This is a genomic window from Paractinoplanes durhamensis (genome assembly GCF_016862175.1).
GTDB lineage: Bacteria > Actinomycetota > Actinomycetes > Mycobacteriales > Micromonosporaceae > Actinoplanes > Actinoplanes durhamensis.
Genome location: NZ_BOML01000103.1, coordinates 1 through 12875, shown reverse-complemented (window position 1 = coordinate 12875; position 12875 = coordinate 1). Strand labels below are relative to the sequence as shown.

Annotated in this window: 14 protein-coding genes, 3 tRNA genes and 1 pseudogene; 10 read left to right on the top strand and 8 right to left on the bottom strand. The window is 68.8% G+C overall.

Going from position 1 to position 12875, the window contains the following annotated elements; all coding sequences use genetic code 11:
* The first annotated feature begins 313 nt into the window (after positions 1 to 313).
* Positions 314 to 1351, top strand: a complete 1038-nt coding sequence (locus tag Adu01nite_RS47090) for a serine hydrolase domain-containing protein (protein ID WP_203735946.1) — start codon at positions 314 to 316, stop codon at positions 1349 to 1351.
* A 267-nt stretch (positions 1352 to 1618) separates the two neighbouring features.
* On the opposite strand, the gene Adu01nite_RS47085 is transcribed toward Adu01nite_RS47090, so the two are convergent.
* Both Adu01nite_RS47085 and Adu01nite_RS47080 read right to left on the bottom strand, forming a co-directional pair.
* Positions 1619 to 2944, bottom strand: a complete 1326-nt coding sequence (locus Adu01nite_RS47085) for a cryptochrome/photolyase family protein (RefSeq protein ID WP_203735945.1) — start codon at positions 2942 to 2944, stop codon at positions 1619 to 1621.
* Complete coding sequence (locus tag Adu01nite_RS47080) at positions 2944 to 3819, bottom strand: phytoene/squalene synthase family protein (RefSeq protein ID WP_203735944.1); 876 nt, start codon at positions 3817 to 3819, stop codon at positions 2944 to 2946. The genes Adu01nite_RS47085 and Adu01nite_RS47080 overlap by 1 nt, the downstream gene beginning before the upstream one ends.
* A 70-nt stretch (positions 3820 to 3889) precedes the next feature.
* Between Adu01nite_RS47080 and Adu01nite_RS47075 the strand changes: the two genes are divergently transcribed.
* The 7 genes from Adu01nite_RS47075 (at position 3890) to Adu01nite_RS47045 (ending at position 8545) form a co-directional block, all read left to right on the top strand.
* Positions 3890 to 5026 carry a polyprenyl synthetase family protein gene (locus Adu01nite_RS47075; protein WP_203735943.1) on the top strand — a complete coding sequence of 379 codons (1137 nt, stop codon included), beginning with the start codon at positions 3890 to 3892 and terminating at the stop codon, positions 5024 to 5026.
* 8 nt (positions 5027 to 5034) lie between these two features.
* Positions 5035 to 6516: a phytoene desaturase family protein gene (crtI, locus tag Adu01nite_RS47070; RefSeq protein WP_203735942.1), complete on the top strand. Its 1482-nt coding sequence runs from the start codon at positions 5035 to 5037 to the stop codon at positions 6514 to 6516.
* A complete protein-coding gene (idi, locus tag Adu01nite_RS47065; protein WP_203735941.1) occupies positions 6513 to 7154 on the top strand; it encodes an isopentenyl-diphosphate Delta-isomerase in 642 nt (213 codons plus the stop codon). Before crtI ends, idi begins: the two co-directional genes overlap by 4 nt.
* The gene (locus Adu01nite_RS47060) at positions 7144 to 8097 is read left to right on the top strand and encodes a MerR family transcriptional regulator (protein WP_203735940.1); all 954 of its coding nucleotides are present in this window, start codon (positions 7144 to 7146) and stop codon (positions 8095 to 8097) included. The genes idi and Adu01nite_RS47060 overlap by 11 nt, the downstream gene beginning before the upstream one ends.
* 149 nt (positions 8098 to 8246) lie before the next feature.
* Positions 8247 to 8319 (top strand) — tRNA-Glu (locus tag Adu01nite_RS47055).
* Positions 8320 to 8380: 61 nt separating this feature from the next.
* Positions 8381 to 8454, top strand: a tRNA-Asp gene (locus tag Adu01nite_RS47050).
* A gap of 14 nt (positions 8455 to 8468) precedes the next feature.
* Positions 8469 to 8545 (top strand) — tRNA-Phe (locus Adu01nite_RS47045).
* Between the two features lie 161 nt (positions 8546 to 8706).
* On the opposite strand, the gene Adu01nite_RS47040 is transcribed toward Adu01nite_RS47045, so the two are convergent.
* Entirely contained in the window at positions 8707 to 9369 is a 663-nt protein-coding gene (locus Adu01nite_RS47040; protein ID WP_239133241.1) for a DUF4352 domain-containing protein, read from the bottom strand.
* A gap of 209 nt (positions 9370 to 9578) precedes the next feature.
* Between Adu01nite_RS47040 and Adu01nite_RS47035 the strand changes: the two genes are divergently transcribed.
* Positions 9579 to 9845: a MafI family immunity protein gene (locus Adu01nite_RS47035; protein WP_203735939.1), complete on the top strand. Its 267-nt coding sequence runs from the start codon at positions 9579 to 9581 to the stop codon at positions 9843 to 9845.
* A 5-nt stretch (positions 9846 to 9850) separates the two neighbouring features.
* Here Adu01nite_RS47035 and Adu01nite_RS48785 read toward each other — a convergent pair.
* Positions 9851 to 9979, bottom strand: a pseudogene (locus Adu01nite_RS48785) (IS630 family transposase); the annotation flags it as partial.
* Between the two features lie 68 nt (positions 9980 to 10047).
* Between Adu01nite_RS48785 and Adu01nite_RS47030 the strand changes: the two are divergent.
* The gene (locus tag Adu01nite_RS47030; protein WP_203735938.1) at positions 10048 to 10287 is read left to right on the top strand and encodes a hypothetical protein; all 240 of its coding nucleotides are present in this window, start codon (positions 10048 to 10050) and stop codon (positions 10285 to 10287) included.
* Between the two features lie 86 nt (positions 10288 to 10373).
* Here the strand turns inward: Adu01nite_RS47030 and Adu01nite_RS47025 are convergent, their stop codons facing one another.
* The 4 genes from Adu01nite_RS47025 to Adu01nite_RS47010 all read right to left on the bottom strand — a co-directional run.
* Entirely contained in the window at positions 10374 to 10472 is a 99-nt protein-coding gene (locus Adu01nite_RS47025; RefSeq protein WP_203735937.1) for an LPXTG cell wall anchor domain-containing protein, read from the bottom strand.
* A 62-nt stretch (positions 10473 to 10534) separates the two neighbouring features.
* Positions 10535 to 11902 carry a glycosyltransferase family 2 protein gene (locus Adu01nite_RS47020; protein ID WP_203735936.1) on the bottom strand — a complete coding sequence of 456 codons (1368 nt, stop codon included), beginning with the start codon at positions 11900 to 11902 and terminating at the stop codon, positions 10535 to 10537.
* A gap of 255 nt (positions 11903 to 12157) precedes the next feature.
* Positions 12158 to 12550, bottom strand: coding sequence for a hypothetical protein (locus Adu01nite_RS47015; RefSeq protein WP_203735935.1), 393 nt, complete (start codon positions 12548 to 12550; stop codon positions 12158 to 12160).
* A 116-nt stretch (positions 12551 to 12666) separates the two neighbouring features.
* The coding region (locus Adu01nite_RS47010) for a hypothetical protein (protein ID WP_203735934.1) at positions 12667 to 12875 on the bottom strand (209 nt) is incomplete at its 5' end.

Genomic DNA, 12875 nt, shown 5'->3' with positions numbered 1-12875 from the left:
TCCCGCCCTCGGGGCACTCGATCTACCTTACTAGGTCTTCCGGACCGTGTCAACCGGTTTCTCCCGGTTGGTGTCCTTCTGCCCTAGAACATCCCGCGTCCCAGGCGCGCAGCATCGCTACGATCCTGAAGTCTTAGGATTTGGCAGGACGGCCGTTGCGGATCTCTCCGCTTGTTTGTCCGCGTCCCTGCCGGCTCGGAAAACATTACAGGCTCGTTCCCTGGGCTCCAAATCGGCCCCCAGCATCTCGCATTTGTGCAGGTCAGCGCAGCCAAACCGAGATTCTGTCGCACCATGGGCCTACGGTTCGCCCATGCTCGCTCCTGGCTTCGAAGCGGTCGGCGAGGCGTTCGCCGCCGACCCGCGCGGTGGTTCCGCGCTCACCGTCCTGCACCGTGGCCGCCCTGTGGTGGAACTCCACGAGGGTTGGCGCGACACCGCGCGCACCATCCCCTGGGATGCGCACACCCTGGTCAACGTCTACTCGGTGGGCAAACCGGTGATGGCCGCCGCGGTGCTGCAGCTGGTGCAGCGCGGCCGCCTGAAGCTGTCCGACCCGACCGTGACCTACTGGCCGTCGTTCAAGGCCGGCGCTTCCGTGCGCGATCTTGTCGCCCATCTCGCCGCGCTGCCGTCCTTCCCCGTCGCCCGCCCGGTCGAGGCCTGGGCCGACTGGGATCTGCTCTGCGCCGACCTGGCCGAGGCCACCCCGGAGTGGGAGCCCGGCACGGTCGCCGCCGAGCACGCCCTCACCTACGGCCACCTGCTGGGCGAGGTGATTCGCCGGGTGGACGGTCGCGCCCCGGCCGACTACGTGGCCCAGGAGATCACCGGCCCGCTCGACCTCGACCTGGCGTTCGCACTGTCCGACGAGGACATCGCCCGGTGCGCCGAGCTGGAGTTCGACTCCCCCGACTGGCCGGCCCGCATGCTGGGCATCCCCGACTCGGTGCACGCCCGCGCCGTCTCCAATCCACCCGGGGCCAGAGACCTGGCAGTGGTCAACTCCCCGCTCTGGCGCCGGGCCGCGGTCCCGGCCGTCAACATCCACGCGACGGCCACCGGGATCGCCCGCTTCTACGCCGCGATCCTCGACGGCCGGCTCCCCGACCTGGCGATCCCGCAGTACACGGGCGCGGACCTCTTCCTGGAGTCCGAGGTCACCTGGGGTCTGGGGGTGCAGATCGAGCCGGACGGCACCTGGGGTCAGGGCGGCCTGGGCGGCAATGCGGGCTGGGCCGACCCGGCCCGCGAGCTGGCCATCGCCTACGTGACCCGCCGGCTGGGCGACTTCACCACGGTCGACCGCATCGAGCAGGCACTGGGCGAAAGCTATGCCGCGAATTTCTAATGCCGCCCCGGCCCTGGCCGATTCTCACCGTCGCGGAAGAGGGATCACAAAGGCGAGTGCGAGGGGGCGAACGGCGGACCTGGCTGGTGTCCGACGACCTCGCAACCGCCGAGCCGGCGCCGTCCACTGCCATCAGGCAAAGGACGGCGCCGGTATCCGTTTGCGAAAAGCCGAAAAGGTCGCGCGGGGTCCGTCGGCCTCGGCGTAGACGGACGCAACGTGGCCGGCGGACCCCGCTGAGACCCGCCCGGGCGTACCGGGCGGGGGTCAGGGCCGCAGCCACACCGCCTCGTCCCGGTGTGACTCCAGGGGGCCCGGGTAGTCGAGAGCGCTGCGCACCCCCGCGGGGAGGCGCCACGGCTCGTGGACCGACGGGCCCTCGATCGCCTTGAGTTCGGGTATGTAGCGCCGAACGTACACGCCTTCGGGGTCGAAGCGGCCGGCTTGCCGAATCGGGTTGAACCGCCGGTAGGGGCGGCTGTCGTTGCCGGTGCCGGCCACCCACTGCCAATTGCCGGAATTGTTGGGAACATCCCCGTCGAGCAGCCAGCGGAAGAACCATTGCGCCCCGAGCCGCCAGTCGATACCGAGGTGCTTGGTGAGGAACGCGGCGGTGATCAGGCGGGCCCGGTTGTGCATCCAGCCCTCGGCGCGCAGCTGGCGCATCCCGGCATCCACCACCGGCACCCCGGTCAGGCCGTCCTGCCAGTGCTTCAGCGCATCCGGGTCGTCGCGCCACTCGTCGTCGGCGTTCGGCCGGTAGGCCTGGGTGGAGATCCGCGGGAACGCGTTGACCACCTGGTAGTAGAAGTCGCGCCAGCAGAGCTGCCGGACATAGGGCTCAGCACCAAGCGTCTTCGCCGCTTCCGCGACGGCCAGGGGCGAGACACAACCGAAGCGGAGGTACGGGCTGAGCCGGCTGGTCGCGTCGCCGGGCATGTCGTCGTGCTTCTCGCCGTACGCGTCAATGCTGCGCAACCAGGCGCTCAGCCTCCGCCGTCCCTCGGTTTCGCCGCCGGTGGCGGCATCCGGTGACTCCCCGCCGGGGATCGCCGGCAGGCGCCCGACCGCCAGCCCGTCCGGCAACGTGATCTTGCGCGGGGTGGCCACCTCGTCGCGCCATTTCGCCGTCTGCCAGGTCCGGAAATAGGGGGTGAAAACCTTGTAGGCCGGCCCGCCGCCACCCGGTCGCAGGGTGCCCGGGTCGACCACCGTCACCCCCGGGAAAAGGCGCAGCGAAATCCGCTGCCTGTCGCATTCCTCGCGGAGGCGACCTTCCCGCTTTTTGGCGTACGCGGTGACGTCCGCGGCCACGCCGAGCATCTCCGCCCCCACCTCGCCGGCGAGTTTGACCGCCTCGGTGACCGGGTCCCCGCTGCGCAGCACGAGGTCGCCACCCCGCTCGCGGAGCTGTTCCCGCAGGTCGGCGAGGGCCTGATGCAGGAAGCGGTTGCGGTTCGACGACAGCTCGGACAGGGCCGGGTCGAGGACGAAGAGCGGGACGACCCGGTCGGCATTGGCGCACGCCGTGGCAAGGGCCGGGTTGTCGTGGACCCGCAGGTCGCGGGTCAGCAGGATCACCGCGGTACGCATCAGGCCGCCACCGGGGTCCCGGGCCTGGTCAGCAGGCTGCGCACGGCGACCGCGGCCCGGCGCGAGTTGGGCACGGTCGCGCGGCGGGCGAAGACGTCGTAATCGGCGGCCACCACCTGGTCGAGGATGCCGCCGTAGAGCTGGTAGGCGGTGCGCATGCACGCCTGGGAGGCCGGTTCGAGCAGGGGAATGCCGGGGGCGGCCGCGCGGTAGTGGCGGCGCGCGCGGCTCACCTCGTACGCAATCAGGGGCTTGATCTTGGGGTTTCCGGGGCGAAGGTCCTCGGGGGTGAGGCCGAAGCGGTCGAGGTCCTCCCGGGGGAGGTAGATGCGGCCGCGGTCGAGGTCCTCGGCGACGTCCCGGATGAAGTTGGTGAGCTGGAAGGCGAAGCCGAGCTGGCGGGCGGGCTCGCGGGCGGTGGCCCGATCGGTGGAACCGAGGATCGGCAGCATCATCGTGCCGATCACCGCGGCCGAGCCCTCCATGTAGGCGAGCAGGTCGTCGTAGGTCTCGTAGGAGGTGATCGTCAGGTCCATGGCCATGCAGCGCAGGAACGTGTCGAAGTCGTTGACGTCCAGGTCGAACACGGCGATGGTGTGCAGCACGGCGGGCAGCAGCGGGTCGTCGACCGGTTCACCCCGCAGGCCGGCCACGAATTGGCCGGACCATGCGTTGAGTCGTTTCGCACGCTCGGCCGGCGGCAGTGCCTCGGTTTGATCGACGATCTCGTCGGCGTAGCGGGTGAAGCCGTAGAGGGCGTGCACGTGCCGCCGTTTCCAGGCCGGCAACAGGCGCGTGGCCAGGTAATACGTGCGGCCATGCTGCTTGTGCAGCAGCCGGCAGCGCTCGTAGGCGGCGGCCAGATCCGTCTCCAATTGTGTCCTCCGTCTTGGAAATCGACGCACGAATCGACGCAACCTCAAAACCTAGGGTACGGTACGTCTCGTGGCCAATGACACGCTCGAGGGAAACCGGCGCCGCGGGATACCCCGCCAAGCCAGCGGGCATTCCAGGCTGCTCGACGCGGTCGAGGGCACCCTGGCTGACTTCCTGGCCGCGCAGATCGCCGGGCTCGACGCCGTCGACCCGGCCCTGGGCGGCCTCGCCCGCACCACACGGGATCTGGTGCTGGCCGGCGGGAAGCGGCTGCGCCCCACGTTCGCCTACTGGGGTTGGCGTGGGGCGACAGGGCCGGGCGAGCCGCTCGAACCGGTGCTGCCGGCGCTCGCCGCGCTCGAGTTGATGCACACGTTCGCGCTGATCCACGACGACGTCATGGACGAATCGGCCACCCGCCGTGGCCGGCCCACCGCGCACCAGCTCTTCGCCGGGCAGCACGCCCGGGCGGGCCGGCTCGGCGACTCCGATCGGTTCGGCACCACCGCGGCGATCCTGGTCGGCGACCTGTGCCTGGTGTGGGCCGACCAGCTGCTGGCGCGCACCCCGCTGCCCACCTCGACACTGTTCGCGGTGCGCTCCCGCTACGACCGGATGCGGGTCGAGGCGGTCGCCGGGCAATACCTGGACGTCCTCGGCGAGAGCACCCCCGACGAGTGGTCCGCCGAGCGGGCGATGCTGGTCGTGCAACTGAAGACGGCCAGCTACACGGTGCAGCGCCCGCTGCAGTTCGGCCTCGCCCTGGCCGGCCCGGTCGCCACCCCGCTGGACGACGTCTACAGCCGCTACGGGCAACTGGTCGGCGAGGCGTTCCAGCTGCGTGACGACCTGCTCGGGGTCTTCGGCGACCCGGCCGTCACCGGCAAACCGGCCGGCGACGACCTGCGTGCCGGCAAGCCCACCACCCTGTTGCTGCTGGCCCGAGAGCTCGCGACCCCCGCGCAGCGCTCCGGGCTGGCCCTGGACCCCGCCGGAGCTGTCAACCCCGCCGACGGCTCCGGCGGGCTCAACCCCGCCGAGATGGCCGAGCTGATCGCGTCGACCGGCGCGGTCGCCCAGGTCGAGGCGATGATCCGGGAGCGGGTCGCCGCCGCGGTCGAGATGCTGACCGACGTGCCGATCGACGAGGACGCCCGGACCGCTTTGATCGAGCTGGCGGTTCACGCCACGCAGCGCCCGGCATGATGGCTGCCATGCGAGTCGTCACGGGACCTTCCGAGCGTGTAGTGATTGTCGGCGCGGGGCTGGCCGGGCTGGCGTGCGCGCTGCACCTGGCCGCCGCCGGACGCCAGGTAACGGTGGTCGAGCGGGAATCCGTTCCGGGTGGCCGGGCCGGGCGGTTGTCGCTGCAGGGCTACGAGTTCGACACCGGCCCGACGGTGTTGACCATGCCGTCGCTCATCGAGGAACCGCTCGCCGCCGTCGGCGAGCGGTTGTCCGATTGGCTGGAGTTGTCGCCGCTCGATCCGGCGTACCGGGCCCATTACCCCGATGGATCCACTCTGGACGTTCGCACCGATACGGTGGCGATGGCCGCGGAGATCTCGCGCGTCTGCGGCCCCCGGGAAGCCGACGGATACCTGCGCTTCGTCGACTTCTCCCGCAAGCTGTGGCACCTGGAGCGCGATCACTTCATCGGCCGCAACCTCGACACCCCGATCGACCTGGTCAACCTCAACCTGCTGAAACTCCTCGGCATGGGCGGGTTCCGCCGGCTCCACCCGAAGATCGCGTCGTTCTTCCGCGACCCCCGTACCCAGCGGATCTTCTCGTTCCAGGCGATGTATGCCGGCCTCGCCCCGCACGACGCCCTCGCGATCTACGCGGTCATCGCCTACCTCGACTCGGTCGCCGGCGTCTACTACCCCAAGGGCGGCATGCACGCCGTGCCTCGCGCGCTGGCCGGAGCGGCCCAGAAACACGGCGTGACGTTCCGCTACGACACCACCGTCACGCAGGTCGAGATCACCAACGGCCGGGCAACCGGGGTGATCACCGAAGACGGCTCGCGCATCCCCGCCGACGTCGTCGTCCTCAACCCCGATCTGCCGATCGCCCGCCGCGACCTCCTGCCGCCACGGCGGCAACGCCGCCTGCGGTACTCGCCCTCCTGCGTGGTGCTGCACATCGGCTCCCACCAGGCCTACGGCAAAACCGCACACCACAACATCCATTTCGGTACGCGGTGGAAGCGCACGTTCGACGAGGTCATCCGGGACGGACTGCTGATGAGCGACCCGTCCCTGCTGGTGACCAACCCGTCGCACTCCGACCCGTCGGTGGCGCCGGACGGCAAGCAGACCTACTACGTGCTCGCGCCGGTCCCCAACCTCGAGGCCGGCCCGATGAACTGGCGCGGCGACCTGGCCGATCGCTATGCGTCGTCGCTGGTCCGGACCCTGGAGAAGCGCGGCTACGTCGGTTTCGGCGACGGCATCGAGGTGCAACAAGTGATCACCCCGGCGGACTGGGCGGATCAGGGCATGGCGGCCGGCACCCCGTTCGCGGCCGCGCACACCTTCGGCCAGACCGGCCCGTTCCGGCCGTCCAACCTGCATCCCGCCTACCCGAACGTGGTCTTCACCGGCTCCGGCACCCAGCCCGGCGTGGGCGTGCCGATGGTCTTGATCTCCGGGAAGCTGGCCGCCGCCCGGATCACCGGGGGCCACGCGTGACCGCCCGCGAATCGCACCTCGTCGAGCTGGTGTCCCTCGACGGCCGGGCCATCGGCTCGGACACGGTTTTCGCCGCGCACCAGGCACCCGGACGGTTGCACCGGGCGTTCTCGGTGTTCCTGCGGGATGCCACTACCGGGCGGGTGCTGCTGCAACAGCGGGCCGCGGTCAAGACCCGCTTCCCGCTGCGCTGGGCCAACACCTGCTGCGGGCACCCGTTGCCCGGCGAAGATCTTGCCGTCGCCGCCCGGCGCCGGCTCGCCGAGGAGCTCGGCCTCCCCGCGATGCCACTGCGTGCCGTGGGCGTCCACACCTATCGCGCCGAGGACCCGGAAAGCGGACGGGTCGAGCACGAGTACGACCACGTGTTGGTCGGTGACCTGCCGGTCGGGGTGCGCCCGGAACCCGACCCCGACGAGGTCGCCGGCCTACGGTGGGTGTCGGTGCCCGGCCTCCTCGCGGAGCTGTCGGCCGACCCTCGCCCGTTCGCACCGTGGCTGCTCGGCGTGGCCACCCGGCTGGCCGAACACCAGAGCCGCCTGCCCTCGCCCCGCTCGAACGCCAGCTCCTTCACCCCCGTACCTCCATCTGGTACGGGGGTCAATGACGATGCTCCGGAGCGGTCGGGTGGCCGATGAGGCGCTGAGCGCCGGCGCGGTCGCACGCCGTCTGGGCGTAGCGGTCACCACCTTGCGGACCTGGCACCAGCGGTACGGGCTGGGCCCGAGCCGCCACGTGCCCGGCCAGCACCGGCGCTACACGGCCCAGGACCTGAACCGCCTGGAGGTGATGCTCCGGCTGACGTCGCAGGGCGTGGCCCCCGCGGAGGCCGCCGCCTGGGCCCGGCGTACACCCATCCCCGCAGCTTCTCCCCCGGTGTCTTCCCCCTCCGCCGCCGTCGGCCTGGTCTCTCCCCTCTCACCCGTTCCGGGCCAGGGGCCCGACGGTGGTGGGCTCGCGATTCCGCTCGGCCAGGTCGTGCCGGCCGCCCGCGGCCTGGCGCGGGCGGCGATGCGGCTGGACGCCCCCTTGATGCGCGAAATCCTCGCGGCGGCCGTGGTGGAGACCGGGGTGATCGCCGCCTGGACCGACGTGGCGATGCCGGTGCTGATCGGCGTCGGCGAGCGCTACGAGGCCACCCGCCGTTTCGTCGAGGTCGAGCACCTGATCTCCCGCTGCGTCACCGAGGTGCTGAGCGCCGTCCCCCGCCCACCGTCCGGGAAGTCACCGCGGGTCCTGCTGGCCGCCGCCGACGAGGAACAACACACGCTCCCGCTGGAGGCCCTGGCGGCCGCCCTGGCCGAGGACGGCGTCCCGACCCGCCTGCTGGGCCCGAGAGTGCCGCCACAGGCCCTGGACGACACCATCACCCGCACCGGCCCGGTAGCGGTGATCCTGTGGTCCTCGATGCCCCACACCGGCGACCCGGCCCAGCTGGTCCGAGTGGCCGCACACCCACACCCGCCGCTGCTGCTGGCGGCGGCCGGCCCCGGCTGGCCCGGGCCCGCTCTGCCCGAGGGCGTGGTCCACCTCACCGACCTTCTTCAGGCCGCAAACCTCGCCCGGGCCGTCGCAGCCTGACGTTTCCGCAGGTCAGCACGTTCCAGAAACCGGAAGGGATACCGGTTTGGAGAGGACGTGGTGGATCACGTATGCTTTCCAAGCCTCAAGCGGGGCCCGGTTGGGGTCTACGCCGCTAGCTATCGCAGACATGCAATACTGGCGGAGTTGCCCTCATCGTCTAGTGGCCCAGGACGCCGCCCTTTCAAGGCGGTAGCACGGGTTCGAATCCCGTTGGGGGTACTGGTAGGTTAGTAGCGAAAGCTACCGGCCAGCCGGAGCAAGACAGATATGTGAATAGCAAGGTCCTGTGGAGCAGTTGGAGTGCTCGCCGCCCTGTCAAGGCGGAGGTCGCGGGTTCAAGTCCCGTCAGGACCGCAAGAAAACATCAAGGCCAGGTAGCTCAGTTGGTACGAGCGTCCGACTGAAAATCGGAAGGTCGGCGGTTCGACCCCGCCCCTGGCCACCAAGCCTCTCGCCGGGCTTTGAGCACCGTCCACCTGCGGAAACGCACGGTGGACGTTTTGCTTTCCAGCCCGCGCCGCCCCGACCGGCCACCTTCCGACCGGGGCGGTTGCTCACGGATTGCCCACGGCGGCTTTCTTGGGGTGGGCCTGCGTTGTGCTCGAGCTACTTCAATGGGATCTTCGCTCCGGGTGTGTACATGGACTCATGCAGGATCACTGCGGTCAGTTTCGTGCCCTTCGGCACGTCGAACACGAGCTTGCCCTTCACCGTGTTGCCCGGGTTGATCTGCTCCAGGAACACTGACGACTCCTCGTTGGCGGACAGGCCCGCGCCAGAGTCCACCGAGTACGTGGCGCCTTTCGCATCTGTCGCTTGCTGGGACGAGTCCACGAACATCTCCGCCGTATCCGCCACGTTCTTCACGCTGACGCTGACCAGGCAGAATTCGCCCTGAGCCTTCTGATTGAGGACCTCCGAGCCGACCCGGTCCAACCCGCACTTCATGCCCGTCACCGTGAACTGGAACTTTCCATCGGTGATCGGCGTATTCATCTGCCCGGCAACCGCGTTCTTGCCCTTCTGGTTGTCGTCCAGTTCGGTCGCTACCTTCGCGGTTCCGCCGAGAACAAGGGTGAACAGGCCGACACACCCGAGGATGCCGACCAGGGTGATCCCGCCGACGATCCACGGCCACCGGCGCTTCTTCGGAGGCGGAGTCTGCATCGTAAAGCCGGCCTGCGCGTATGGCTGGGCAAGCGGCCAACCCGGATTCGGCGGCCCGGAGACGGCGGGTGGCCGTTGCTGCCCATATGGGTCATAGGTCATGGGGTAGCTCCACGGGGCCGGTCGAGAAGCTGGTGTGCGGCCCGACGCCAGCCCGATGATCTGTCCGCCCACAACGCCCAACGACGCCGGCTATGCACACGGAGTCGCCCGGACGGCCGAGGGCCATCGACGATCGGGCAATGCAGTCGCTTCGGCCGCGCGGCCGACCATCGCAGCATCGGCGACAGTTCGATCACTAGGTTGGTGACATGGGGTGGTGGGACTTCAGTGCGGTTGATGCGGAGCTTCGGGCTTTGATTCAGGAGTCGCCGATCACGCGCGAGTCTGTTGTTGCTGACTGCCTTGAGTTTTTGGCGGCTGGGGAGATCGCGCTGGCGTTCGAGACGCTCGCCGACTGGCTCTTCGAGGATCAGCTCGCCATCTCGCGGATTTACTATGAGCGGCTGGCGGCCATCGCTTCGGAGATCTCCTGCCAGCCGGCCATGGCTCGGCTTGATGAGCTCGTTCTGGAATGAGCTAAAGCCCCTGGCCAGAACTTCTTCCCGTAACCCTCGGGTAGCCAGGGTGAGGTCCAGGGTGCTGCGGTGGTCAGGTTCTGGGCATCGGTGCGGTGCTGGAAGAACGCGTGGGTTTGGTGGATGCGATCCGCCGACAGCAACGGCCAGTTACCGGCCCGCAGCGGGGGCAGGCCCAATCCTCACCACGCATGTAATGGCCGTGTCCGCACTCGCCTCCCCGCCGGAGCACGCCGATCCGATCACTCGTCTGGGCTTTGACCAGGCCTGCGCGGGGGCCGTATTCGCGGCCCTGCGCTCCGGTGGCCTCGAGGAGGCGCGGCGGGTTGTGAACGCCCTGCACCTGAACACTCGAAAGACCACGCTCGGCGAGTGCGTCGCGCACATCAACCACGGCTTCACAGCACTTCGGCTCGACGTCGGCGCGCGATTTCATGGCTAGTCTGCGAAGAGATCCAGCGCGACACCTGAACCAGCAGATACCTTTCAACCCGGCAGTGGCGGCAGCCGGGACGATGGTTCAAGCGATCAGCGGCGCCACTTCGGCGCGATACGCATGACCGCCGCGCCCACCGCGACGAACGCGAACCCCGCCAGGACGACCCACAGCGTGTTCGCACCGGTCACGGCAAGCCCTCCGCTCGTAGCCATGCCTCCAGCGACAACCCCGCCGCCTGTGTAGCTGTCCATTACCAGTTCCTCTCTCGGCCCAGCAGGGCGTCCGCGTATGCCTTGGCGTGAACGAATTGCAGAAACATGTCCAGGATGAGTTCGTACATTGTTGCGGCGACCAGCATGTGCTTCCAGCCGCGATGCCGGACGGTCACCACCCGCTCCACGACGAACACGGCACTGACCGCCATCCACAACGGCTGCAGGTGGAAGTGCCCCAGGGTGAGGCTGTATGCGACGGTCGCGAGGTAGGTGAAGGTCACGAGGACACCGAACATGGTGAAGATCTGCCGGCCCCAGTAACGCCAGGTCACCTTCGTCAGCCCGTACTGGACGCAGTTCTCGATAGCCCCGCGCTTCCACCGGTGCCGCTGACGCCACAGGTCCAGCCACGATTCCATGACCTCGGTGGTGAGCGTGCATTCCTTGGGGGACAGGACGCGGTAGCCGAGGTGCAGCAAGGCGAAGGTGAGTTCGTTGTCCTCGGTCAGCACCGATGTGTCGTAGATCCCGCCACGGCCATCACCTGTCGGTAGGCGCCCGGCGAGCCGTTCCTGTTTGACCCGCTTCAGCGTGACCGCCCGGAACAGCGCCGCGGTGCCGGTCACCACCAGGCATTTGCCTTTGAGCCGGGCGACGTCGCGGGCGTAGCGGGCGTACTCGTTGCGTTGCAGGTGCCCGACGAACCCGCCGCCTTCCGAGCCGCGGAAGATGCCGCCGACGGCGCCGAGCCCCGGGTCGGCGTTCAGCTTCGAAACGGCGAAGTTGAGAAAGTCGGCGTCGAGCTGACTGTCCGCATCAACGACCATGACGAGGTCGTCGTCGGCGAGTTGCGGCAGGAGTTCAGCGAAGACCTGGTTGAGCGCCCCAGCCTTCTTGTGGGTGTTGCCGTCGGTCGACAGGACTTGCGCCCCCGCCCGGTACGCCTCGCCGGCGGTGTCGTCGGTGCAGTTGTCGGCGACAACGATGACCCTGTTGGGCCGGTACGTCTGCCCGTGCAGGGCTTGGACGGTCTCCCGGATTCCCTGTTCCTCGTTGTGCGCCGGTACGACGACGATGAGCCGGCCGCCTGGCTTGGCCCGACCGATGGCCCGCTTGACCGATCCTGTCGTGACGGTCTCGAGCGGGGTCTGGGTCAGGTGAAGTCGTTGGGCCGGGATCCGGCGCCGGTGCTGGCCTATGTGACGGCCACCGCGGGTGTCGATCGGTTTGGTGGTTTGGTCCGTCGACAGTGTGGGCTCCTCGGGAAGGCTGGCCGTGGCGGCGGCTCGGTGTGGTTTGTGTTCCCGGGTGTGCCGGGCTTGCGGACAGAACCGTAGGGGTGGCGGCCTGTTTCCGGGATCGCGCCATAGAGGTAGCCGGAACGTGTTGTGCGGCGCCTCCATGCGGGTGTGGATATCTCGGCGGACGTCCATAAACGCAGATGAGGCACCCGCCCTTGCGGCTGAGCGAGGCGAGGGCTTCGGCGGTTATGGGCTGATCGACCAGTAGCGACGGCGAGTTATCACCCGATCGTGGACGGCGTGGGACGACGAAATCCGCCCTCCCACGCGTTGGCGGGCGCATGGGAGGGCGGATGCAAAGGTCTTCCGCTACGCCAAGCGGGCCGCGAGGGCAGCCGATGCGACCCGCCAGGCTAGCTAGCCGTTGGGTGCGAACGCCGCGTTGACGTCGCCGCCGAACTCCAGCGAGATCAGATCCTGGAAGGCGCGCAGCACCGGATCGGCCGACGCCCCGTTCTTCCAGCCAATTTGCAGCTGCCTGCTGGAGTCCACCGACAGGTTCCGCGAGATCGCATCCGCCTGGGCTGTGATCCCCAAGGTGGCGTCGTCCGGTCCGACATTCAGCAGCGACGTCATATCGGCCAGTTCGGCTGCGAGCGCGTCCTTTTCGCTAGAAATACTGGAGATCAGGCCGCCCATGATGGCCTGGCCGGCGGGCACCAGGAGCTTGCGGTCCTTCTCGATAGGCCCCTTGTGGTTCTGGATGAACGTGCCGATGCTGCCCAGGTATGAGCCGAGGGTGCCGAGCATTGACGAAATACTCGAGATCAAGCCTTGAAATGACCGCCCGGCCATGCTGGTAAAACCAGCTTCCGGCGTTCAGCAACGCGTTCTGTACGTACACGTGTGGTACCGGGACCGCTGGCTCAGGCCTGCGGCGGCAGGAGATACCCATGCTGGATCAGCCACACCTGGAAGAGGCCGGGCAGTGCGACCGACAGGGTGCCCCGCGTCCCGGTCGCCAACCCGTCCACGATCTTGGCGAACGCTGGCCGAAGGATGGCCGGATTGGCATCCGGCTTGTCTACTTCGGCGCGAACCACGCTCACCTGCTCGGCGACAATGGCGGCTGTCT